The sequence below is a fragment of the Armatimonadota bacterium genome (assembly GCA_016223145.1).
In the GTDB taxonomy this organism is placed as follows: domain Bacteria; phylum Armatimonadota; class Fimbriimonadia; order Fimbriimonadales; family Fimbriimonadaceae; genus Nitrosymbiomonas.
The window spans coordinates 166,755-188,988 of sequence record JACRPN010000014.1 but is presented as its reverse complement, the minus strand read 5'-3'; the positions used below and the strand labels follow the sequence as shown (position 1 = coordinate 188,988).

The window sequence follows — 22,234 nt, the reverse complement described above, 5'->3', positions numbered from 1 at the left end:
TGCTCCTCATCCCTTCATCTCCTCATCTCGGCTTCGCGCTCGGTGGGCGGCGTTTTCAGGCTTCGGCAATCACCGTCACCGGTCCATCATTGACCAGCGACACTTCCATGTGCGCCCCAAAGACCCCGGTCTCCACCGGACATCCGAGCTTGCGAAGCCCCTCGACAAAGCGGTCGAAAAGCTCCTTGCCGCGATCGTAGGGCGCAGACTCGACAAAGCTCGGCCGCCGCTGGGTCGTGTCGCCGTATACGGTGAAATTGGAAACAGCAAGGACCGCAGGGGACGGTGATAGTTGAGATAATTGTGAGAGTTGCACCGGACCACCCTCACCATTCTCACCATTCTCACCACTCTTGCCACTCGAACCACCGCTACCCCCAAAGTCCTTTAGTGCCAAGTTGATCTTCCCTTCCGCGTCATTGAAGATTCTGCAGCCCCACACCCGGTCCGCCATCTTGCCGGCATTGGCCTCTGTGTCTTCCCGGTGCGCAGCCACGAGCACAACCAGTCCCTGCCCGATCTGGCCCACGACCTCGCCGTCCACAGAGACGGAAGCTGACGAAACACGTTGGAGGATGGCTCTCACACTTACCTCCCCGACGTCCTGCCAAACATACGCAGCACGCTGATGACGTCGGAGTAGTTGCTAAGCCGGTTCATCACCTGCGCCAGGTGATCGATGTCCGTCACATCGATGGCGATCTCGATCTCGGCCGTGTTGTTCTGCAGCGTCTTGATCTTCGCCCAGGAGATGTTCGCCTTCTGCTCGCCGAAGACCGTGCTTACGTCGGCCAGAAGGCCCTGTCGGTTCACCGTCGTGATCTTGAGCTGTACCGAGTGCGTTTCCCCGTCCTTCGGCCAGTCCAGATCGAGGAGCCGTTCGGGCTCGGCCTGGATCATCTTTGCGGCGTTCGGACAGATGGTTCGGTGGATGATGATGCCGCGCCCGCGGGTCACGTAGCCTTTCACATCGTCGCCGGGGATCGGGTCGCAGCACCGCGCCCGCTTGACGAGCATGTTGTCCACTCCGTCGGAGGTGACCGTCAGCCGTCCCTCGCGGGACTTTGACGTGTGGATGGTGTCGGCGGGTTTGGCCTCGGTCTCGGGGCCACGCAAGCGGGCTGCGACGCTGAAGGCAGAGAGCACCCCGGAACCCACCTTGGCAAAGAGGTCGATCGCCTCTGCGCACCCGTCGAAGTGCGGCAGGATCGCGCTGATGCGGTCCTCGGTGAGCATCATTTTGGGGTCGGCGCCCTGGGTTTTCAGCTCGCGGGCGACCGAGTCCTTTCCGCGCTCGGCGTCCACCTCGCGACTGTTGCGCCGGAAGTAAGCCTTGAGCTTGCTGCGGGCATGGGCCGACTTGACGAACTCCATCCAGTCCATGCTCGGGGTCGCGTTGCTGCGAGTGATGAGCTGAACCACATCGCCGTTCTGCAGCTTGGAGTTGAGCGGCACCATCACGCCGTTCACTTTTGCGCCAACGATGGTCAGGCCAAGCTGCGTGTGCACGCGGAACGCGAAATCCACTGGAGTGGACTCTTTGGGCAAGTCGAGCACATCGCCCTTCGGCGTGAACACGAAGACCTGCTCGCTGAAGAGGTCGGTGCTGAGGCTCCTGAGGAAGTCGGAGCTCATTTTCGCGTCGCTGGACCAGTCGAAGAGCTGCTCTCTTAGCCTTGCCAGGCGCGCGGCCTCGGTGAGCTCGATCTTGCCTTCTTTATAGGCCCAGTGCGAGGCCACGCCGTGCTCGGCCACGCGGTGCATGGCCTTGGTGCGGATCTGCACTTCCAAAGGCTCGCCGTTGTAGCCCATGACCTTCGTGTGCAGCGACTGATAGCCGTTCGGCTTGGGCTTGGCGATGTAGTCGTAAAAGAGTCCCGGGATGGGCATCCAGAGCTCGTGGACCACACCGAGGGCGAGGTAGCAGTCGCTGACCTCGTCCACGATTACGCGCAAAGCCAGGAGGTCATGGATGTCGTCGAAGCTCCGGCGTTGCTTGACCATCTTTTGAAAGATGCTGTAGAGGTGCTTCGGGCGGCCGGCGATCTCCACGTGTCGCATGCCCTTGCGCTCCAAGCGCTCGCGAAGCGTTACGATCGCCCGCTGAATCTCCGATTCCCGTTGGCGGTGGCTCTTGGCCACAAGCTCCTTCACCTCCTCAAACTCCCGAGGGTGAAGGGCATGGAACGCAGCGTCCTCAAGCTGCCACTTGACGTCCCAGATTCCCAGGCGCGCAGCGAGGGGAGCGTAGATGTCCAGGGTCTCGTTGGCGATGCGCGTGCGCTTGACGGGCGGCAGGGCGTCCAGGGTCTGCATGTTGTGGAGCCGGTCCGCGAGCTTGATGATGATCACGCGGAAGTCCTTTGCCATCGCAAGGAGCATCTTGCGAAGATTCTCTGCGGCGCGGGTACTTTCGGCACGCGCCCGCTGGACATCGGAGCCCTCCAAGAGGTTCTGGAACTTCAGCTTTGTGACGCCCTCGATCAGCGCGAGCACGTCAGACCCGAACTGTTTGCTGATCGACTCGCGCGAGGTCTCCGTGTCTTCGATCACGTCATGCAGCAGCGCCGCGACGATCGTGTCCTCGTCCATCTCGAGCTCGGCAAGGATGCGCGCTACGGCGAGAGGGTGTGTGATGTAAGGTTCACCGGAGTCGCGGGTCTGGCCGGCATGCGCCTGCTCGGCCATGTAGTAGGCATAGCGGACCTTGGCGACGTCGATCTCAGGATGCTGCTCGCGAATCTGATCAAGCAGGTCCATGAGCTCCTGGGGCTCTTCCCATTCGTGGCTGATTTCGTAGGCTGGGGAGGTCATGGGCGGTGGAAGCGACGGGCGACGGGCGACGGGCGATGAGCGGTGATTCAGTATATCGTAGGTTCAATGCGGCTGAAGAGAAGCGTCGGATTCTGTCACAGCCATCTCTTGGGTGGCTTCAACATCGCTGCGACGCCAGCGCCGCCATCTCCGAAGTACTCCGAAATGACCCTCCACCCTTTCTCTACTACATTGGGAGCGTAATCGCCGAAGGCCCGTACGACCTCATCTTTCGGGAAGTCAAAGTAGCGATAGAACCCGATCAATGTCTCGGCGTCGAACCGTGCCCGGTATCGATTGCGGTTTCCTAGCAGGATGGCAACCCGAATGCAGAGGTCTTCAGGCTCCGATGATGGCGTCATTTTCCGTCTGTTGTGCTCGTGGCCCGGCCCGCCTGAGCGAGCCCTATAGCCTGGGCCACGAGGCTACTTGCTCCTCCCAGCTTTCACGGCATACCACACCGCAACTGCGAGCAGAGTGCCGACGAAGAGCAGAATCGGGATCGTAACAACAAATGTATACATGGCCTTACCCTCCCTCCAGAATCCTGCGGACCTCCTCCGCCTGCTCAGGCGTATCCACCGCCAGCTCCGACCCTGCCCCTTCCGCCATGAAGATCCGCACGCCGTTCTCCAGGAACCTAAGCTGCTCCAGGCTCTCGGTCTGCTCTAGGGGCGAGGGTGGCCACGTGGCGAAGTCCATCAGAGCCTTGCGTGTGTAGCCATAGATGCCCACGTGCTTCTTCACCGGTGCGACCCTTGGAATTCGCTCGAACGGGATCGCATACCGGCTGAAATAGAGCGCGTAACCCGCTCGATCCGTGACCACCTTCACCACCGCCGGGTGCTCCACCTCCTCCGGCTCGCACTCGCTGAAGACCGACGCCATCTGGATCGCTGCGTCATTCAGCATCGGGTCTGCGCAGGCGCGGATGGTCTCGGGCTTGATCAGAGGTTCGTCGCCCTGAACGTTGACATAAACATCGGCGATCCTCGATTCGGCCACCTCGGCGATCCGGTCCGTTCCCGAAGGATGGTCGGCGCGCGTCAAGACCGCCTCGGCGCCGAACCTGGCGCATGCCTCGACAATCTCAGGATCGGGAGTCGCCACAAGAATTCGGTCTGCTACGCCCGAGACCTGCGCGGCTTCGACCACCCACTGGATCATCGGGCGTCCACAGAGGTCCACCAACGGCTTGCCGGGAAAGCGTGTGCTGCCCATCCGGGCCGGGATCACGATCATGCAGCGCATCGCGCCGAGTTTATCCGCAGGCCCCCTGTCCAAGTACAATCTCCCCCGTGACGTTTCAGGACCTCATCTTCACCCTCAACGGCTATTGGGCCAAGCAGGGCTGCGCCATTCTGCAACCTTACGACATCGAGGTCGGGGCAGGCACCATGCACCCCGCAACTTCCCTTCGCGTCCTGGGGCCCGAGTCGTGGAACGTCGCCTACGTCCAGCCCTCACGCAGACCTGCCGACGGTCGGTACACCCGCAACCCGCAGCGCAGCCAGCGCTACTACCAGTATCAAGTGATCCTCAAGCCGTCCCCTGACGACATCGTGGACATTTACATGGGCTCGCTGGATGCGCTTGGCTTCGACACGAAGAAGCACGACGTGCGACTGGTCGAGGACGACTGGGAATCCCAAGCTGCCGGCGCTGCCGGGGTCGGCTGGGAAGTCTGGCTCGACGGCACTGAGATCTCCCAGTTCACTTTCTTCCAGCAGATGGGTGGCATCGAGTGCAATCCCGTATGCGCCGAGATCACTTACGGTCCCGAGCGCCTCTGCCTGATGCTGAACGGCCAAAACTCCTTCTGGGAGGACCTTATGTGGACCGATTCTCTGTCCTATCGAAGCGTGGACTGGGAGCTCGAGATGCAAGACAATGTCTACAACTTCGAGGTCGCCAGCACCGAAATGCTGTTCAAGATGTTCGACATGTTCGAAGCCGAGTCCAGACGCACGATCGAGACCAAGGTTCACTGGGATGCCGAGCAAGGGATCCTGACCACGCGCGAGACGTCTGGCGAAGTCCCAGATGGCGTGCAAACCGGGCCGATGGCGCTGGTCTACCCGGCCTATGACTTGGCGCTAAAGTGCTCCCACACGTTCAATCTGCTCGACGCAAGAGGCGCCATTTCGCCAACCGAACGCGCGGCCTACATCAATCGAATCCGTGGACGTATTCGCGCCTGTTGTCTCAAGTACGTCGAGCAGTTCAAGGCTCCCGCGGCCCAGAAATAGACTCCCCGACGCAGTAAGGCCCTGCTCCGCGCGGAGCAGGGCCGTTCTTGTTTGGGAGTGGACTAGGGCTTCGTGACGATCCAGCTGAAGTCGTCCAGCGAGAACCGCCAGAGCCTGGGGTGGTTGAGCACCTCTTCCCTGATCTCGACTCGGGCCCGCATGAGCTTCGTGCCGGTTTTCCTCACATATTCCTTGGCTTTGGAGCTGTTCACGAGCTTGTCGTACTGGACCACATTGTTGGTGATGGGGCCGGTATAGACCACATCCCATCTTGCGAAGTCGTAGTTGTACAAGCTCACCTTCTGGATGAACCCGCTGTACTGCATCTTTCCATGCCAGGTCAGGCGGAGGCCCGTGATGGCCGTCGAGGGCGACAGCGTCTGCATCTCTACCCCGATTGGATAGATGAAGTCGCCAGATTGGTCGAAGTTGTCCAGGACATAAAACTCAGCGTCAGTGTCATAGACGCTCAGCACGTCGCCCGAGATGTAGCGGCCGTGGTAGCGGCTGATTGTCGCGGGGTGGAGCTGCTGAGCGGTGCCTCCGACGTCGATCTGGACCAGCAGATTGGCGCCCGGATGGTCGCCGCCGAAAGTGTCGAACTCATATTCGTCATAGGTTCCGTCGAGCGGATCGTAGTCGAACCAGAAGCCCTCATCGCTATTGCCGACCGTAGGGTTGTTCAGGCTAAAGACCGTCCAGAAGTTCTGGTTCAGAGCGCCCTCGCCGGTGTCCCCAATAATGATCCCCATGAAATAGATGGGGTCGGGCTCGCGGATCTGAGAGGCGAAGTAGAACATGCCGTCGTCCACCGCGGCATTGGCGTCCGAGATGTCGAAGGTGACCTTATAGGCGACCGATAAATCTTGGAAGCGCGTTTCGTCGAAGGTGAAGTACCCGCCGAAATCGTTCACGGCGTTGTACATCGCCGAAATGCCTGCACCATGTCCACCTTCGTAGTCATCAAAGGAGATCCACCGTAGCAGCACTTCCTCACGTCCTCGCGGCTGATAGCCGACCGTGAGCTGTTTCCAAACGCCGCCCTGGCCTGGCGCCGTGGTGGTCACATCGTCGCAAGCGCTGGGGCAAGGATAGGATTCTTGTCCCGTGATGTCGCCGGTCACGACGTAGGAGCCTTCTCCGTTGTCATTCTTATAGGTCGTCTGGAGCGCGGTGATCTCTTGGTTCGAGCCGCCGCCCTTGACGTACCCCGTCTTGATCGGGACGGCAGTCCAAGGCACGCGGACGCCGGCAACCGAGTGCTTTTTGCCGTCGGGCCCGGTGACATAGCCGTAAGTCAGGGTCATTTCGCCACGGATCACGCGGCTTTGGGCCAGCGCGACGCTCGTCACGAGAACGAAGAGAGATAGAAGTGTAATGATACGTTTCAAGGCCAACTCCCTCGTAAAGTCTACAGGCAATTGGACCGACATCCAAGAAAAAAGTTCCAAGCAAATTCGCCAGGAATCCAGGCGATTCTACGAGGAAGCCCCCGGCAACCCCCCAAACTTCCGTACTCGGGACTGAAAGTGGGCCACGGCGCGCAGAAGGTGGCCGGTCGAGAAAGCGGGCCAAGGGTCGTCGGTTACCCAAAGTTCGGAATAGGCCGCTTGCCAAAGCAAGAAGTTGCTCCAGCGAAGCTCGCCGGCGGTTCGAATCATGAGGTCGGGCTCGGGGACGTCGGGGTTGTAAAGGCGCTCGGCGATGGAATCCTCGCTGAGGGCTTCCGGTGAGACCCCTTCGTGAACGATCGCCTTCACGGCATCCAGAATCTCGGCCCGCCCGCCATAGTTGATTGCGAGCGTGAAGCCAATCCCAGTGTTGCCGCGCGTGGTGTCGACGCCCTCGCGCAGGGCCTCTTGTAGACCCGCCGGCAGCTCCTCGACGCGGCCCGCCACCCGAACACGGACCCCGTTTCGGTGCATGACCGCCAGCTCTTGGCGGGCGGCCTGTTCGATGAGCGCCATGAGGCCGTCGACCTCCTCGCGCGGACGCCTCCAGTTCTCGGCGGAAAAGGCGTAGACGGTGAGGTAGCGGATGCCAAGCTCATTGGCGTCGAGCAGCACCTGGCGGAGCGTCTTGTAGCCTTCGCGATGGCCGAGAAGTCTTGGGAGCCCTTTGGCCTCGGCCCACCTTCCGTTGCCGTCCATGATCACGGCGATATGGACGGGCAGTCGCGATAGGTCGATGCCTGCGGCGACGGCAGACGCCTGTACAGAGTTCAGCGGGGCTTTGTCAGGATGCAATGTTCAGCTCCGGTGGCAGGTCTGAGGTCTGAGGTGTGAGGTCTGAGGTCCGAGGTCTGAGGCGTGAGGTGTAGGATATGGGGTTCTGTTACCTCATCCGTCATTCGTCATTCGTCATACGACATTCGACATCAGTCTTCCGACACTCGCCCCTCGCCCTTCGCTTCTCGCCTTTCGCCTCTCCGCTTCTCGCCTTTCGCTTCTCGCTTCTTCGCTTCTCGCCTATCGCTTCTCGCGGAAGGAACTCCCTAGACCTCCATCAACTCGGCATCCTTCTTCTTCTGGTGGTCGTGGACTTCGGCGATGTATTTATCGGTCAGCTTTTGAACTTTGGCTTCGTTGACCTTCAGGTCGTCCTCGCTGATGGTTTTGTCCTTTTGAAGCTGCTTCAGGTGATCGATCGAGTGGTGCCGGACGTTCCGGATCGCCACGCACCCCTGCTCGGAACGCGAGTTCACCTGCTTGACCAGCTCTTTGCGACGCTCCTCGGTCATCTGTGGGAAGTTGAGCCGGATGTTCTGGCCGTCGTTGGTAGGGTTGATGCCAAGGTCGCTCTTTTGGATCGCCTTCTCAATCACTCCCATCATGTGCTTTTCATAGGGCGTGATCATGAGCTGACGCGGCTCCGGCACGCTGACGTTTGCCACCTGAGTGACGGGGGTCTCGACGCCATAGTAGTCCACCTTGACGCGGTCCAGCACCATGGCGCTGGCACGGCCGGTTCGAATGGTCTGGAAGTCGTGAAGCATCGCATCGATGGCGTGCTTCATCTTCGTTTCGGTTTCGCTGAGGATGGATTCAACTGTCATGCTTCTTCTCCGACGAAGGTGCCGACGCTTTCGCCTCGCACCGCGCGCAAAAGCGCTCCGGGCTGGTGGAAGTCAAGGACCACGATCGGCAAGTGGTTGTCTCGGCACATGGTGAATGCGGTTTGGTCCATCACGGCCAGCCGCTGAGAGATCGCTTGTTCAAAGGTGACCCGGTCGTAGCGCCTCGCGTCCGGGTACTTCTTGGGGTCTTTGTCGTAGATTCCGTCGACCTTCGTCGCCTTGATCAGGCACTCGGCCTCGATCTCAAGGCCGCGCAGGGCCGCCGCGGTGTCCGTCGTGAAATAGGGGTTTCCGGTTCCGCCGGCAAACACCACCACCCTCCCCTTATCCAGGTGACGGATGGCCCGGCGGCGGATGAACGACTCACACACTTCATGCACCTCGATGGCGCTCTGAACCCGCGTGGGCACGCCCGCCTTCTCGATGGCCGACATGAGCGCAAGCCCGTTAATGATGGTGCCCAGCATCCCCATTTGATCCGCCACGTTGCGGTCAATTCCCGTGTCTCCGCTGAACCGCTCGCCGCGAATGAAGTTGCCGCCCCCAATGATGATCGCAACTTGAGTGCCGGCCTGAACGACCGCGGCGACCTCTTTGGCCATGTAAGCCAGAACGCCTAAGTCCAGCCCAAATCCGCTGGTCCCGGCAAGCACTTCCCCCGAGAGCTTAACGAGGACGCGTTTGAGGGGCTTGGGTTGTTTCATGCGGCTTGGGAAATTATGGCTGAAAGCATGAGCGGTACGGGATAGGCTCAACTCTTGTGTTCGTTATTGGCCAGGCCCAGCCCAATGACGAACTACGGCCCCTCTCGTGGAGTAGTAAGTGGCCAAAAGTTGCATAACCTGGCAACATTGCTGGCCCGCAATACAGCGGGCCCCGCTATATTTGCCCTGTTGCCTTGCCAACTTTGGCGGGCGGAGGAGGAGTTTCCATGGCTTTGCGGCGTTCTCCCGGGGCTGTCGCCCCCAAACTGCTCGCGTTTGTGGGAGCGATGGGTGCTTCCACAGTCAAAGCGCTTGCGTTCACTCTATTCTGGGGAACCGAAATCCAGACCAACGATAACGGCCCCTTCGACAATGACCCCAGGCTTGGGTACATCAGCATCCTTCCGGAGGACCTACCGGGTGGCGGCGGGTGCACCGTGGCCCTCAATGCCCGTATCGTCAGCACCCCAACCTCGCACTACATGTTTCTGGAGAACCTGACAATCTTCAACCCGAGCACAACACTAACGGTGACAACCGCGAATCTGATCGAGTTCGTGCGCGATGAGTATCACATTCCGTTTGCCGAGGGCGAGAACGGGACCCAGTTTAGCGGCGAAGTTCGAAGGCTCGACGCCAATCTGGCTGGAGGGGAAAAGTTCGACACCCTTAGTCGTGCAACCCGGTTCGCGCCTAGGGACGTTGGGGCATCCTGGAACGCTGGGTTTGGCGCTAATCAGCACACGCGACGCGATGCCGTTGCACAGAACTTCAAGGGTGGCACCAACTCTGGCGCAGCGGGCGACCACATCGGATTCGTCGGCTTCAAGCTGGGCCCGAGAGAAGGGTTCTATATGGGACTCGTCGAGTATAGGGTGCGGGTAGTACCCGAGCCAGCTTCGGTTGCCGGACTCGCATTGGGTCTCCTATTGTTCCTTCGGCGTTCAAAAGGCTGAAGTGTGAGGGTAGAGTTCGTGGATGCCAACCATCCTCTCGGTGAACACCGGCCGGGTTCTTCCCTTCGACCCAACCGGCAAGGCCCGGCCGTCAGGAATCGTCAAGCTGCCCCGCGAAGGGCGTGTGACCTTGGGCGCGCTTGGCCTGGACGGGGACGAACACGCAGCCGACGTCCACGGCGGTGAGTTTCAGGCCGTGTATGCCTACTCGAAAGAGGATTACGCCTGGTGGGCGGCAGAGCTTGGCCGTGATCTGGAACCCGGGCTCTTTGGTGAGAATTTGACCGTCGAGGGCATCAACATGGCCTCAGTCCGAAGTGGGGACCTATGGCGCCTGCCGAACGCCGTGCTCGAAGCCACCCAGCCCAGACTGCCCTGCGCGACCTTTCAGGCGCGCATGAAGGAAGAGGAGTGGGTGAAGCGGTTCGACGCCGGCCAGCGATGGGGCGTGTACTTCCGAGTGGTCGCAGAAGGCTCAATCGGCCAAGGCGAAACCGTTTTCGTCGAGTCTGCGCCCTCAAGCAGCCCCACGATCTACGACATGGCGCGAATCAGAACCGGCGAAACGCATCGCGCGGCCGAACTCCTATCCGCACCCGCCTTATCACCGAAGTGGCGGAACTGGGCAGAGTCGGCAAGCGCTTCGTAGCGTTCGATCCCGCCGGTAGCCTCGGGATACAGGTCCATAAGTCGAGAAGGCGCTTCTGAATTCGCGCGTTGCTCTAAGCTGTCTTCTTTCGGCCCTTTGGGCCCCATGCGGCTCTTGAGATGCGGTCTACGAGCGATCCCAAAATCCTGCAAGAGGCGCGTTGGAGGGACCGAGGGACAAAGGAACGCAGGGACGCGGAACCGTGGCCGAAGGTCTTTGGCCTGTGGCGGGGTATCGATGAGAAAGCTTGTAGTGCCGAGATAAGGCCATTCGGCGTTTCACGGGGACGCCGAATGGCGAGACACCTCGTTAGGGCGTTAGCCTTTCCCCCAGTCAGCGGAGCTGTCTTCGCTCGCGTCGAGGGTGAGCCTCCTCGGAAAGCTGCCGTCCGCGTTCATGATGTAGATCTCGCGATCTCCATCGCGTTCGCTATCGAAGACGATCATCGCTCCGGTGGGGCTCCAGTTTGGAGCGCCATCTCGCGCTGCGTTGTTCGACAAGTTGACCTGGTTGCTGCCATCAGCGTTCATCAAATAAATCTCTGCATTTCCATCTCTACTGGATCGAAAGGCGATCTTCTTCCCGCTAGGTGACCAACTTGGCCGGATGTTATTGTTCCCGTCCGTCGTGAGGCGCACGACGTTGCTGCCATCCGCATTCATCACGTAGATGTCGTAGCCGCCGCCGCGATCGCTGGCAAAAGCAATCTTCCTGCCATCCGGCGACCACTGTGGGTACGAGTCGTCGCTCGGATCGTTCGTGAGATTCACCAAATTGCTTCCATCTGGGTCCATCAAGTAGATTTCATCGTTCCCATCCCGATCGGTCTCGAAGGCGATCTTCGTCGCGTCCGGCTTCAGGGCCGCCTGGGCGCTATTTGCCGAAGCGTTTGTCAGCTGCTGAAAATTGGAACCATCGGCATTCATGGAGAAGATCTGCTCGTTCCCCAGGTCCCGCTCAAATACGATCCCGGTACCGGCCGGGTTGATGTCGACGCCGAACTCGTCTTCAGTCGAGTTCGTCAGGTCGACGAGGCCCGATCCATCCGGATTGATGGCATAGAGGTCGAAGTTCCCCGTCCTGTCGCTGCGAAACACGATCTTGTTGCTCAGCGGGCCTAGAAACTTGGCCGTGTATGTGTCATTCCCCCCACACCCAGCGATGAGGACGGGAAGGAGGGCGCCATAGAAGTACCTTCGGTTGTTCATCTTCATTTGTCTCCTTGCAGTCATCAGCGGGATGTGACGGCGATGAATAACGCCCCGCTGTTGCCCAGCCCAGGCGTCATGCTGAAGCCGGTTGTAGCGCCAAGGCTATTCGTGTAGCCCAAGTCGATCGAGACGTTCCGGTCCTGCCCAGTCAAGAAGCGAAACGCAAAGCTGTAGGTGTTTCGCCGTTGGCGAGCCCCTGTTGTCGTCGATCTCGTATTGTCGCCGCTGATGATCGGCGTAAACTCGCCCACAAATTGCGCAGATTCTCGAACTGGGACGTTGATCCCCAGGCCGATGCCCACAATCGCGTTGTGGTCGATGAATACGGCCTTGGGATTCAGGTAGCAGGTGGCCGAGGCCAGCTTCGCTTCACCCATGAGGCCCGCGGTCAGCACCGAATCGCTCTGAGTGGGCGTTGCCGGCAAGGCAACACCTCCTTGAAAGGTGAGCCTGAAGCGATCGGCAAGCCGGATCTTGAGCGCCAGTTCCACATCGCTTCCGCCGTGCAGGATCGAACCTCCTTCCGTCACCTGGCATGTCTTCCTTGATGCAAACACCCCGCGAAGAATGCCCTCGCATCGTTCGCTGACACCCACTCTCGCAGCGAAACTGGTGTAGGCAAGCGCCTCTTTCCCTCGAAACGAGATGAACTCAATCCTGCCCTTCGACGTACCAGGCGCGACCATGTTCGGAGTGTCCAGATGAAGGGAGCTGATTTCATCGGAGGCGGAAACGGCGGCGAAGGCGCAGGGTGCCGCGGCGAGTCCGGCAAAGACAATTAGGCAGGGCCTGCGCCAAACGCGAACCTCGGACGCCCGTGCTAGCGGAGAACGCACGTATAGATCCTGATCGTGTAGGCCACCAAGTATCGCGAGCCGAAGCCATCGCGGCAATTTCGGAATCATGGTCAAACCTCCCGGACATCACCTCACAAGGCCTTGTGCCAGTTCAGTACTAAAGGCTCTGCTAGGCAACCGTTCCGCGACTATACCGGTTTCTCCTCGCTGTGTCCACTGATTACTTCACATTCACTGCGTTTTCACTCAGTGCGGCGGCGTTTGAGCCCGAAGGAGGGTGCGCAGAAGGGGCATGTCGTATGGGGGAAAGCTGGCCGCAGCCCTGAAGAGAGTCGATGGCTAGGAGCCATCCGACCCTATACGCGGCTGAGCTGCTATCCTCACCCGCCTAATCCCCGAAGTGGCGGAGCTGGGCGGAGGGTGTGGGAAAGCAGGTCGACAAGGTCAATTTGGACCCATGGGGCATATCCGATCTATAGGGCCTATCCATCAGGGCTCCACCCACTCACCCGCTCTCTCCCTCATAATAGTCCCATGCCCATCGCCGCCATGACCTCCCACCGGATTCCGCTCGACCAGGCCGACCCGGAAGTGATGGCCCTCATCCACCAGGAGGAAAAGCGGCAGCAGAATAACCTGGAACTCATCGCCAGCGAGAACATCGCCAGCCTCGCCGTGCGCCAGGCCATGAGCAGCGTGCTCACCGACAAATACGCCGAGGGCACCCCCGCAAAGCGATACTACGGGGGCTGCGAAGTCGTGGATGAAGTTGAGAACCTCGCCATCGAGCGCGCAAAGAAGCTCTACGGCGCGCAGCACGTGAACGTCCAGCCCCACAGTGGCGCGCAAGCGAACATGGCCGCCTATTTCAGCATCATTCAGCCCGGCGACACGATCCTCGCCATGAACTTGGCGCACGGCGGCCACCTGACCCACGGCAGCCCAGTGAACTTCAGCGGCAAACTCTACAAGGTCGTCCCTTACGGCGTGCGGCAGGACACTGAGACCATCGACTACGACGAATTGGAGAAGCTCGCCAAAGAGCACCGGCCCAAGGTCATCGTCAGCGGCGCCTCGGCCTATTCCCGCGCGTTCGACTTTGCCCGCATTCGGCAAATCGCTGATTCGGTCGAAGCGCTTCACATGTGCGATATGGCGCACTACAGCGGCCTGATCGCGGCGGGCGTCTACCCGAGCCCGGTCGGCCACGCCCACATCGTGACCACCACAACCCACAAAACCTTGCGCGGCCCGCGAGGCGGCATGATCCTCTGCGACGAGGAGTTCGCAGCGGGTATCGACAAGGCGGTGTTCCCCAACGTCCAGGGCGGCCCGCTCGAGCACGTCATCGCAGCCAAGGCCGTTTGCTTCGGCGAGGCATTGCAGCCGGAGTTCAAGGAGTACGGCCTGCAAGTCCGCAAGAACGCCGACGCGCTCGCCGCAGCCCTCACCTCAGAGGGTTTCCGCATCGTCAGCGGCGGCACGGACAGCCACATGTTCCTGGTCGACCTTCGGCCCTATGGGGTGACCGGCAAGGTGGCCCAGGAAGTGCTCGACAATGTCCACATCACGACCAACCGCAACTCGATCCCATACGATCCTGAGAAGCCGTTCGTTACGTCCGGTATTCGCTTGGGTACGCCGGCAGTGACCACTCGCGGTATGAGAGAGACCGAGATGGCTCAGATCGCTTCCTACATCGCCAAGGCGCTAAAGGGCCGCGAGAGCGAAGCAGAGCTGGCGCAGGTGCGCAAAGACGTGCTCAACCTCACGGAGCGGTTTCCGATTCACTGAACCGCACTTACCCCCCGGCCTTCAGCTTCTTCCAAGCCTCGACGTAGCGCGCGGTTCGGGGGTTACCCTCGTTCCATTTAGGCTCTTGTGCCGAGTCCGCGATGGTCAAGACGCAAAGGCACGAGGCCTTGAGCACCTTGGCCAAGTTGTCGTAATCCACCTTGTCCCAGGTGTCGCTGACCTTGTGGTAGTCCGGAAAAATAAACGCCGTGCAAAGGGTGTGTGAGGGAATCCCCACACCTGCGAGTGCGGCGTTGTCGCTTCGCATGAAGAAAGGATCGCTGTTCTTTGGGTGCTTGGTGATCTTCACTCCGAACTCCTGGCCCGCTTGACTAAAGATCGTCCCGATGTCGGAATAGTCGTAGCCAGTCATGCTGAGTTCGCCCACCCTGGGGCCTTCCGTGTCGTCGGTACGGCCCATATGCTCCAGGTTGATTCCGGCCACGGTCTTTGCCAGCGGAAAGATCGGGTGCTGGCCGTAGTAGGTCGAGCCCAACAAGCCCCGCTCCTCGCCGTAGAAGCAGATGAAAACGATCGAGCGCTTCGGCTTGACCTTCATCGCTCCGATCGCGTTGGCGAGTTCGATCACGCTGACCGTGCCGCTGCCGTCATCGTTCGCCCCATTGAAGATTTGGTCGCCCTGGAGGTTTGGGTTCATTCCCATGTGGTCGTAGTGCGCGCTGACCAAAATGTAGGTGTCCTTGAGCTTCTCATCCGAACCGCGCAGGAGTCCAACGACGTTTCGTACTTTGACGTCTTGGGGTTCGGGAGCGGCAGCGTTCGGATCGGCGCTTCTCGGTGGGCGAGATTTCACCGTCGTGGTCTGGAAGTAACCGTCGTCGCCTACGGGCTCCAAACCCGCCTGTCGGAAGCGCGAGGCGATGAACTCGGCGGCGAGGTCGAGCCCGCGGCTTGGCGTTCCTCTTCCTTCGAGGGCATCCGAGGCGAGGAAGCTGAGGTTCCCGCGAAGCGAGCTCGCCGAGATGCGGTCGAGCGCTTCTCTCCTGATCGGCGAGATCTTGGTGTCCCAGGTTTGGGCCAGGGCGAGGGCGACGCTTACGAGTAGTGCAGCGCCGGCAAATCGAATGACCTTCATGGAGAGAGTTTAGCAGGGGGATGCGAAGGATCCTGGGAATTGGGACATTGGGCACTGGTGCATTGGGAAGGCTGGACGGGTCTCCACCCCCAACCCCCTCCTCAGTTTCGCTGCGCAAAACCAAGGAGGGGGCTACATTTCGCCCTTCCCAAGAACCCCCAATGCCCCAACGCCCCCAATGCCTAAATGCCCACCAAGCAGGACTTTCCTCACTTCCCATCGAACTATGCTCCTATGAGCGATGCCCTGTCCTTTTCCGTTGGCAACGTGTCGTTTGAAGGGATTCGCCGCCTATCCAACTTCGAAGCCCCTGGTGGCCCTTGCCTTTATGTGATCTGCTACAAGCCCAAGCCCGAAACGAACCCCCTCGACCTGAAGATCCTCTATTTCGGCGAGCACGAGGACCTTAGCACTCAGGACTTCTATGCCAACCACCCGAAACTTCGGTGCTGGGTGAGCGAGGGCGGGCGACTCGATGCGCTGTACGTCGGATTTCACCCTTTGCCCGAAGCCAGCCTTGCTGAGCGAAAGCAGGCCGTTTTCGACCTGCTTGAGGTGTTCCGCCCGGTATGCAATATATAGCTAAGCTCGCAGCACTGATTTGCGCTTTCCAGCCAAGAGCGTCAGCAATCCAACCAAGAGCGTCGAATTCGAGCCAAGCTCAGGAACCGGCGTTGCCAGAAAGGCGTGGTTAACGCCATTGATGCTTCCGTAACCTGTAATCTGACCCGCATTGTTGATACCTCGCGCCGACCTGAGTTCCCACCCTGGGGTTGATGCATCAATCATCGAGTTCAAGTCCTTGATGCCTGAAGAAGCACTCCAAATGAAGGCCTTGCTATCAAACGATGATGCGCTATGGCCAACCACCATGCCTGTATCATTCACCGAGAAACCGTAGCTCGTTGGATTGTCACCCCCAAGGTCTCCAATCCAAGAGATGCCTCCAGACTCAGTCCATGCGAAAGCTCTAGCGTCCGAGTGGTCCGCAACATAGCCAACCGTAAGCCCAGAGTTGTTGATGTCGTAGGCAACGGATTCGACGTTCGCAGTCGGGGGGCCATAGATAAAGCGCATGCCGTTTGTTGCATCCCATATGAAGGCGGTCGTTGGGTAAAGGCAGTAACCGACAACCTGACCAACATCGTTTAGCGATTGTGCGTATCCGCCCTGTGTTCCCGCCAAAAACCCAAGGTCGTGGACCCCTCCCGAGGAGTCCCACAACACGGCTCTGTAGTTGAACGCATCTGCCGCACTTCCAGCAATGCTTCCAGCATTGTTGATGGCCATAGCCTCAAAACCATATCCGCCGAATAGCCCCGACAACTCAGACATCCCGTTCGCACTGTCCCACCTAAAAGCCCTCTTGCCAGCAGTCGATTGGCTGTGTCCGACAACGATGCCTGAGGAATTCACCCCAAAGGCGTAGCTATGATTGCCACCTGGCAAGGCTCCGAGGTGCTCCATCGCCGAGGAATCTGTCCAGCGAAACGCCCGCTCATAGTTCGAGCCCCCCCAGTTAGAATAGCCTGCCACTTGGCCAGTGGAACTCAGTCCATATCCTCGGCTCCGGTCGGAACCAAACGGCAAATCACCTAGGTCGGTAATCCGATATGTCGTTGCCGCAACCCCCGTTGCGGCGAGAGCGAACACACCAACAACATGCAGTATCGTCTTCAAAGCGCCCCCCGCCTACGCTAATCTTCCTTGAGCATATCCGAGCATTTGGCGCCCCCATCCTGGCAAAATTCCTAGTTCCGGGGTCCTGGCAAGTGATCATTCCTCGCTAGGTCCGGCACCTGCTGGCATGAGCAAGACGCTGAGTTCCAAGGACCGAACGCTGGCCTTCCTCAACGGCCGCCCCGTCAACCGGCTTCCCTTTCACCCCATCGTCATGCGCTTCGCAGCGCGCCACGCGGGGGTGAAGTACCGCGATTTCTGCCTATCGCCCGAAGCCCACGTCGATGCCGTAATCAGAACTGCCGAGGACTTTGGCATGGACTGGGTCAGCGTGATGTCCGACCCTTACTGTGAGGCCGAGGCCTACGGGCTGGCGGTGGACTACCCGGAGGACGACCTGCCCAGAAACGAACGTCCCTTGGTCTCCACTGCGGCAGAGCTTCTGTCAGTGGCGGCTCCGCAAAACCTCCGACAGGTCCGACTGCTCGGACGAGTCCGGCAAGTGGAGCTTTTCAGGCAAAGAGCCCCAGAGCAGTTCGTCGTGGGCTGGGTCGAGGGGCCCTTCGCTATGGTCTCGCTATTCCGCGGCCTAAGCGAAGCCTGTCTCGACCTCTACGACCATCCCGACGCCGTCTGGGCCGCCGTTCGGACCGCCGTGGACTTTGCAATGCGCTTTGCCGAAGCTCAAATAGCGGCTGGAGCCGATGCCATTGGGATGGGGGATGCAGTCTGCTCGCAGATCAGCCCGGAGCACTACCGCAAGTACTTTTGGGAAGGAGAGCGTGAGATCATCGAACACATTCATGCCTGCGGCGCGCTCGCAAAGCTGCACATCTGCGGAAACACTTCCCAGATCCTGCCGGACATGGTGGCCACAGGCGCAGACATCGTCGACGTGGACCATTTGGCGGGGTCCATGGCGCCGGCTGCAAGGCTGCTGGCCACCAACCAGGTCCTCTGTGGCTCGGTGGACCCCGTGTCCGTGGTGCAGAACGGAACGCCGGAGAGGATCCAATCGGAAGCGCGGAAGTGCCAAGCCGAAGCCGGGAGCCGGTGCATCATCAGCGCGGGATGTGAAATCACTCCCTCTACACCGCCAAAGAACCTGCGAGCTCTCTCGTTGGCGTGTTTGCGAGCGTAGGTGAGAAGCGCGGGCCGCTCGTTGGAGGAGCGGCCCGGCATGATTTGCCGACGCGCAGACTGACTACCGCCTTCTTCGGATCAACGCCAGAGCGCCCAATCCCAGAACCGCCAGGCTCGCGGGCTCTGGAACGAGGTTGATCTCAAATGTTGGAGCCGTCTCGTCGCTGTAGAAGTAGGTTGCGCCGTTGTCGTGGCTGAAGCCGGTTCGCCGGACGTCACCTATTGAGTTGTAGTTCCAAGCGTGCCAGGAATCCTGAGCGTTATAGCGGGCTTCCACCCAGTACTTGACGCCTTGCGTCAGCGTCGGAACCGTGAACTGGTTTGGCAATGTGGTCGGGCCGGCATTGTCTCCAAAGTGCCTCCAACCCCAGTCGCCCCACCATGTGATCAGCCAGTTTCCGAGCGTATCGGATCCGCTGTCTTCATAGAGGGTGACTTGCGCTACGTTGGGGCCGCCGACGTGCTCGAGAGCGATCTTGATATTGCTCAGCAGGCCGCTCGCGGCCGAGGTGAACTGGGTTGCGACGGTCTGTTCCGTCCCGAAACCGGGACCTGCTACTGTCCACCCCACATTGGGGTTGTAGCTATAGCCTGGCCCGAAGTTCGTAAAGGCCACGGCGGAAAGGGCCGAGGCAGCTAAGCTCGTCAGAAGGGCGCCGCCCATCAAGGCGCGCGCGAAGTTGCGATTCATCTTTTTTCTCCTTTTGGGGGATTCAATTCCCCAATGTCCGAGTTGGACTATCAGCCCCAACGGTATCACATCGACCAGGCCCGATACCTGCTGAAAACACCCGGACTTTCAATGTAAATATGTATATATTCGTGGGACATACAGGAATCCCTAGATAACCTCTATTTCCTGTCCGAAACGCCGCTTCAATGGGCTTTGGTTGCCCTAAGACCTCTGGACCTGCCGCCAAAGGGAGAGATTCGGTAAAACGCACACGAGCTATGGTCACCCTTCTTGCCGCCGCGTTTCTTCTGAACCAGATCCCTCAGATCGACTCGGACCTCAAGTTCGACGACTGCTTTCCCAGAAAGTCCTTCTGGGGAAAGACTGCATCTGGCCTGACATGGTCCAGCGACGGCCGCTACCTGGCCTATTTCTGGAACCCCTATGAGGTGAAGGGAGGGCTGGACCTCTACCTCTACGACACCTCGAAGCCCGTAGCCGCCGGCTCCGTGCCGGCGTCAGCCAACCCCCGCCGCATGACCTCGATGGAGTTCATGAAGCCCTACGATCGAGACATCGCCAAGGCGATCGAGCGCTACAAGAAGGACGTCGAGGACGAGGACAAAGCCGACAAGATGGGCGACATGGAGTGGCGGGAGTGGGTCCAGAACCAGAAGGAAGAAGCCGCCAAGCGCAAGGAGCCGCTGCCCAGCTATCCGGGCATCAGCGAAGTGGAGTGGGCGCACAAAAGCAACGAGTTCCTGATGGTGTTCAAGGGCGACATCTATCGGTGGCGATTGGGCGCTGAGCGCCCTGTGCGGCTCACGCGGACGCGCGACTCGGAATCCAATGTCGAGTTCACTCCGAACGATGATGGCTTCACCTTCCGCCGGGGCGATGGCGTTTACCGTGTCAATTTCGACAGCGCGGTGACCGAGCAGCTTAACCCGGCGCTGCCAACCGGCCTGACTTTTGCCGGCTACCGGATCTCTCCCGACGGAACCAAGATGATGGTGCAGGCCGGCAAGACGCTTGGGAGCGAGCGGCAGGTGGACTGGATCAGCTACAAGGGCCGCTTCGCGCAGGCGCAAAAGACCAGCCGGAACGTCGCGGATGACAAGTTCGCTGAAGAAAGCTACCTCTTCCTCTACGATATCTCGGACGACGCCATGGAGAACGCCAAGGGTGACGGCAAGCCCTGGGAAGTCTGGAAATGGCCCGGCGGTGAGGATTGGTGGGAGGTCTCTATCAGCGAAAACCCCTTTTCCAAGGACTCCACCAAGTTCGTCTTTGCTGGTTGGAAGCGCGATGCCAACGACCTGCAGATCGTGGTGGCAGACCTGAAGGAGAAGAAGACCTCGATCGCCTACAAGGACAAGGACGACGGCGACCACGATTCGCCGGGGCTCTGCAACCCGTTCTTTGCGCCTTCCGGCGAGGAAGTGGTTTGCCTCTTGGACAAGAGCGGCTACCGGCAGGCTTGGAAGATCAGCCTGCTCACCAACCTCGCCACCCAGGTGACCAAGGGCGATTTCGACCTTTATCCTGTCCAGCTCACCCCCGATGGCAAGCAGCTCATCTGCTATGCAGGAGCCGAAGACCCCGCGCGCATGCAGGTCTATCGAGCCGACATGGCCACCGGCGCACTCACCAAATGGACCACTCAGACAGGAAACTACGGCCGCCCAAAGGTGAGCAAGGACGGCACCAAGGCCGCTTTGACCTTCGCCAACTGGTCGAGCCCGAACGAGACCTACGTGATAGGGACGGAGAGACAGAGGGACAAACGGACGTCTGAAACGAAGCTGACTTCCTCGCACCGCTACGACGCCTGGAACGCGGTCAACAAGGTCAAGCCCGAGCTTTTCACCTTCAAGAACCGGAACGGTCAGACCGTCCATGGGTACGTGATGCTGCCTCCAGGCTTCGACAAGTCGAAGCCGCGCCCGCTGTTCATGTACGTCTACGGCGGACCTCTCGGAACGGGCTACTCCGTTATGGATGGCGCGTTCAATTCGACCGCCTACATCTTCGCGATGTACTTGACCTACACCCTCGGCTATGTAACCTGCACGATCGACCCGCGCGGCCAATCGGGCTATGGCAACGCCTTCGGCATGGCGAACTTTGACAAGCCCGGCGTGCCGCAAACTGAAGACTTGACAGACTGTGTGAAGCACCTTCAGATGACCTACAACATCGACACGAAGAAGGTGGGGATCAACGGCTGGTCGTTCGGTGGCTTCCAGACGCAGATGTGTATGTACACCGCCCCGGATGTATTCACGCTGGGCATCGCCGGCGCAGGACCCACGGAGTGGCAGAACTACAACACCTGGTACACGGGCGCGGTCATCACGAACACCCGTGACGGCAAGTCGGAAGACACTGACAAGTTCAGCCTCACCAAGCTGGCAAAGAACTTGAAAGGGCCGCTGCTGCTGCTGCACGGCATCGAGGATACGAACGTGCTCTTCCAGGACACGGTTCACGTGTATCAAAAGCTGCTGCAGTACGGCAAGGGGCCGCTGGTGGAGCTGGCGCTCGACCCGACCGGTGGCCACGGGATGGGCGGCGATATGTCGAACCACGACCGCCACCAGATCTACCTGCAGTTCATCTTGAAGTGGTGGGGGAAGGGGTGAGCGTGGGAGAGATGAAGGGATGATGAGTTGAAGGGATGAGGGGAGGAGTGTTGAAGTTCTTTACTCCCGCCTTTTGCAGCACTTGTGACGACGTTGAGTCATTTCGAGCGGTTGACGATGCCTACCGACTTCACATAGAAGGCCTAAAGGGACGGCTGCCCAACCATGTCCTTCAGCTGGCAGTTCCTTCTGGAATGGAGGACGGGCTTGTGGTTCGAGTAGATCATGACCGACACCGGCATCACATCAAACTTGTCTTGCGTTGTGGCCATCTCCAGATGGGCTACTACAACCTTGAGCTGGTCTATCTGAATGCGGAGATTAGCCCCGAACATGATCTCGTTCTGGCAAGAATCGCCCGAAGCACTAAGTCCCAGACTTACTTCGCCTGCGATCTCGCATATCACGAAGTCGATTGGGTCGTGGACGGCAGGATTGAGCACCGGCTCATCTTTCATGCGATTGACTGGTTCCTTCCGGACGCTGGCGGCAGCCTGTGGTTCGCCGTAAAATGCCACAGTCTGCAATGGCGCAGAATTCCGAAACGAAGCCGCAGGCTCCCTCCTGCTCTTGACCGCTACCCAGGGAGCCCTCCAATACCAGTAGAGGAGACGCGTTTCTTTTGAAGCCAAGTGCCTTTCGGTCCTCTTGACCCCAGAGAGGTCAATGACCGCTATCCGGTTGTCGCAGACACCGGGCTTGGGTGAACCTCGCGATTCCATTCAGCCTCAAGCCTGTGCCTCCTTC

At 59.7% G+C, this 22,234-nt stretch carries 21 protein-coding genes; 7 read left to right on the top strand and 14 right to left on the bottom strand.

The window, feature by feature from the left end:
• Window positions 1-55: 55 nt before the first annotated feature.
• From HZC36_13400 to kdsB, 4 genes are all read right to left on the bottom strand, one after another.
• Window positions 56-586 (bottom strand): D-aminoacyl-tRNA deacylase, encoded by a 531-nt coding sequence (locus HZC36_13400; protein MBI5707973.1) that lies wholly within the window; start codon window positions 584-586, stop codon window positions 56-58.
• 2 nt (window positions 587-588) lie between these two features.
• Entirely contained in the window at window positions 589-2,760 is a 2,172-nt protein-coding gene (locus tag HZC36_13395; GenBank protein ID MBI5707972.1) for a bifunctional (p)ppGpp synthetase/guanosine-3',5'-bis(diphosphate) 3'-pyrophosphohydrolase, read from the bottom strand.
• 149 nt (window positions 2,761-2,909) lie between these two features.
• Window positions 2,910-3,176, bottom strand: coding sequence for a hypothetical protein (locus tag HZC36_13390; protein MBI5707971.1), 267 nt, complete (start codon window positions 3,174-3,176; stop codon window positions 2,910-2,912).
• Between the two features lie 166 nt (window positions 3,177-3,342).
• Window positions 3,343-4,065 (bottom strand): 3-deoxy-manno-octulosonate cytidylyltransferase, encoded by a 723-nt coding sequence (gene kdsB, locus HZC36_13385; GenBank protein ID MBI5707970.1) that lies wholly within the window; start codon window positions 4,063-4,065, stop codon window positions 3,343-3,345.
• Window positions 4,066-4,112: 47 nt separating this feature from the next.
• On the opposite strand from kdsB, the gene HZC36_13380 reads away from it, so the two are divergent.
• Entirely contained in the window at window positions 4,113-5,063 is a 951-nt protein-coding gene (locus HZC36_13380; GenBank protein ID MBI5707969.1) for a glycine--tRNA ligase subunit alpha, read from the top strand.
• A 62-nt stretch (window positions 5,064-5,125) separates the two neighbouring features.
• On the opposite strand, the gene HZC36_13375 is transcribed toward HZC36_13380, so the two are convergent.
• From HZC36_13375 to HZC36_13360, 4 genes are all read right to left on the bottom strand, one after another.
• Window positions 5,126-6,454, bottom strand: coding sequence for a hypothetical protein (locus tag HZC36_13375; GenBank protein ID MBI5707968.1), 1,329 nt, complete (start codon window positions 6,452-6,454; stop codon window positions 5,126-5,128).
• An 87-nt stretch (window positions 6,455-6,541) separates the two neighbouring features.
• A complete protein-coding gene (gene uppS, locus HZC36_13370; GenBank protein ID MBI5707967.1) occupies window positions 6,542-7,213 on the bottom strand; it encodes a di-trans,poly-cis-decaprenylcistransferase in 672 nt (223 codons plus the stop codon).
• A gap of 344 nt (window positions 7,214-7,557) precedes the next feature.
• Window positions 7,558-8,118, bottom strand: coding sequence for a ribosome recycling factor (gene frr / locus HZC36_13365; GenBank protein MBI5707966.1), 561 nt, complete (start codon window positions 8,116-8,118; stop codon window positions 7,558-7,560).
• Window positions 8,115-8,843 (bottom strand): UMP kinase, encoded by a 729-nt coding sequence (locus HZC36_13360; GenBank protein ID MBI5707965.1) that lies wholly within the window; start codon window positions 8,841-8,843, stop codon window positions 8,115-8,117. The genes frr and HZC36_13360 overlap by 4 nt, the downstream gene beginning before the upstream one ends.
• Window positions 8,844-9,070: 227 nt before the next feature.
• Here HZC36_13360 and HZC36_13355 point away from each other — a divergent pair, with 227 nt between their 5' ends.
• Both HZC36_13355 and HZC36_13350 read left to right on the top strand, forming a co-directional pair.
• Window positions 9,071-9,799 carry a PEP-CTERM sorting domain-containing protein gene (locus HZC36_13355; GenBank protein MBI5707964.1) on the top strand — a complete coding sequence of 243 codons (729 nt, stop codon included), beginning with the start codon at window positions 9,071-9,073 and terminating at the stop codon, window positions 9,797-9,799.
• Between the two features lie 22 nt (window positions 9,800-9,821).
• Entirely contained in the window at window positions 9,822-10,448 is a 627-nt protein-coding gene (locus HZC36_13350; GenBank protein MBI5707963.1) for an MOSC domain-containing protein, read from the top strand.
• Between the two features lie 317 nt (window positions 10,449-10,765).
• On the opposite strand, the gene HZC36_13345 is transcribed toward HZC36_13350, so the two are convergent.
• Entirely contained in the window at window positions 10,766-11,662 is an 897-nt protein-coding gene (locus HZC36_13345) for a PD40 domain-containing protein (GenBank protein MBI5707962.1), read from the bottom strand.
• A gap of 17 nt (window positions 11,663-11,679) precedes the next feature.
• Window positions 11,680-12,345, bottom strand: a complete 666-nt coding sequence (locus HZC36_13340) for a hypothetical protein (GenBank protein ID MBI5707961.1) — start codon at window positions 12,343-12,345, stop codon at window positions 11,680-11,682.
• Between the two features lie 660 nt (window positions 12,346-13,005).
• On the opposite strand from HZC36_13340, the gene HZC36_13335 reads away from it, so the two are divergent.
• Window positions 13,006-14,250, top strand: a complete 1,245-nt coding sequence (locus HZC36_13335) for a serine hydroxymethyltransferase (GenBank protein MBI5707960.1) — start codon at window positions 13,006-13,008, stop codon at window positions 14,248-14,250.
• Window positions 14,251-14,257: 7 nt separating this feature from the next.
• Here HZC36_13335 and HZC36_13330 read toward each other — a convergent pair whose 3' ends face one another.
• Window positions 14,258-15,346: a M28 family peptidase gene (locus HZC36_13330; protein MBI5707959.1), complete on the bottom strand. Its 1,089-nt coding sequence runs from the start codon at window positions 15,344-15,346 to the stop codon at window positions 14,258-14,260.
• Between the two features lie 186 nt (window positions 15,347-15,532).
• Here HZC36_13330 and HZC36_13325 point away from each other — a divergent pair, with 186 nt between their 5' ends.
• Window positions 15,533-15,928, top strand: coding sequence for a hypothetical protein (locus tag HZC36_13325; GenBank protein MBI5707958.1), 396 nt, complete (start codon window positions 15,533-15,535; stop codon window positions 15,926-15,928).
• Here the strand turns inward: HZC36_13325 and HZC36_13320 are convergent, their stop codons facing one another.
• Window positions 15,929-17,026, bottom strand: coding sequence for a hypothetical protein (locus tag HZC36_13320; protein MBI5707957.1), 1,098 nt, complete (start codon window positions 17,024-17,026; stop codon window positions 15,929-15,931).
• Window positions 17,027-17,153: 127 nt separating this feature from the next.
• On the opposite strand from HZC36_13320, the gene HZC36_13315 reads away from it, so the two are divergent.
• Entirely contained in the window at window positions 17,154-18,167 is a 1,014-nt protein-coding gene (locus tag HZC36_13315; protein ID MBI5707956.1) for a uroporphyrinogen decarboxylase family protein, read from the top strand.
• Between the two features lie 63 nt (window positions 18,168-18,230).
• Here HZC36_13315 and HZC36_13310 read toward each other — a convergent pair whose 3' ends face one another.
• Window positions 18,231-18,860, bottom strand: a complete 630-nt coding sequence (locus HZC36_13310) for a PEP-CTERM sorting domain-containing protein (protein MBI5707955.1) — start codon at window positions 18,858-18,860, stop codon at window positions 18,231-18,233.
• Between the two features lie 260 nt (window positions 18,861-19,120).
• Between HZC36_13310 and HZC36_13305 the strand changes: the two genes are divergently transcribed.
• Entirely contained in the window at window positions 19,121-21,487 is a 2,367-nt protein-coding gene (locus HZC36_13305; GenBank protein ID MBI5707954.1) for a S9 family peptidase, read from the top strand.
• A 143-nt stretch (window positions 21,488-21,630) separates the two neighbouring features.
• Here HZC36_13305 and HZC36_13300 read toward each other — a convergent pair whose 3' ends face one another.
• On the bottom strand, window positions 21,631-21,945 hold the full coding sequence (locus HZC36_13300; protein ID MBI5707953.1) for a hypothetical protein: 315 nt from the start codon (window positions 21,943-21,945) through the stop codon (window positions 21,631-21,633).
• Between the last annotated feature and the right edge of the window lie 289 nt (window positions 21,946-22,234).

Excerpts from the sequence above, each read along its gene's own strand:
- kdsB (MBI5707970.1), bottom strand. The coding sequence starts at position 4,065 with ATGCGCTGCATGATCGTGATCCCGGCCCGGATGGGCAGCACACGCTTT.
- HZC36_13395 (MBI5707972.1), bottom strand. The coding sequence starts at position 2,760 with ATGGACCTGCTTGATCAGATTCGCGAGCAGCATCCTGAGATCGACGTC.
- HZC36_13325 (MBI5707958.1), top strand. The coding sequence starts at position 15,533 with ATGCCCACCAAGCAGGACTTTCCTCACTTCCCATCGAACTATGCTCCT.
- uppS (MBI5707967.1), bottom strand. The coding sequence starts at position 7,213 with ATGGACGGCAACGGAAGGTGGGCCGAGGCCAAAGGGCTCCCAAGACTT.
- HZC36_13310 (MBI5707955.1), bottom strand. The coding sequence starts at position 18,860 with ATGAATCGCAACTTCGCGCGCGCCTTGATGGGCGGCGCCCTTCTGACG.
- HZC36_13305 (MBI5707954.1), top strand. The coding sequence starts at position 19,121 with ATGGTCACCCTTCTTGCCGCCGCGTTTCTTCTGAACCAGATCCCTCAG.
- HZC36_13360 (MBI5707965.1), bottom strand. The coding sequence starts at position 8,843 with ATGAAACAACCCAAGCCCCTCAAACGCGTCCTCGTTAAGCTCTCGGGG.
- HZC36_13390 (MBI5707971.1), bottom strand. The coding sequence starts at position 3,176 with ATGACGCCATCATCGGAGCCTGAAGACCTCTGCATTCGGGTTGCCATC.
- frr (MBI5707966.1), bottom strand. The coding sequence starts at position 8,118 with ATGACAGTTGAATCCATCCTCAGCGAAACCGAAACGAAGATGAAGCAC.
- HZC36_13335 (MBI5707960.1), top strand. The coding sequence starts at position 13,006 with ATGACCTCCCACCGGATTCCGCTCGACCAGGCCGACCCGGAAGTGATG.
- HZC36_13355 (MBI5707964.1), top strand. The coding sequence starts at position 9,071 with ATGGCTTTGCGGCGTTCTCCCGGGGCTGTCGCCCCCAAACTGCTCGCG.
- HZC36_13300 (MBI5707953.1), bottom strand. The coding sequence starts at position 21,945 with ATGAAAGATGAGCCGGTGCTCAATCCTGCCGTCCACGACCCAATCGAC.
- HZC36_13315 (MBI5707956.1), top strand. The coding sequence starts at position 17,154 with ATGAGCAAGACGCTGAGTTCCAAGGACCGAACGCTGGCCTTCCTCAAC.
- HZC36_13345 (MBI5707962.1), bottom strand. The coding sequence starts at position 11,662 with ATGAAGATGAACAACCGAAGGTACTTCTATGGCGCCCTCCTTCCCGTC.
- HZC36_13350 (MBI5707963.1), top strand. The coding sequence starts at position 9,822 with ATGCCAACCATCCTCTCGGTGAACACCGGCCGGGTTCTTCCCTTCGAC.
- HZC36_13330 (MBI5707959.1), bottom strand. The coding sequence starts at position 15,346 with ATGAAGGTCATTCGATTTGCCGGCGCTGCACTACTCGTAAGCGTCGCC.
- HZC36_13340 (MBI5707961.1), bottom strand. The coding sequence starts at position 12,345 with ATGGTCGCGCCTGGTACGTCGAAGGGCAGGATTGAGTTCATCTCGTTT.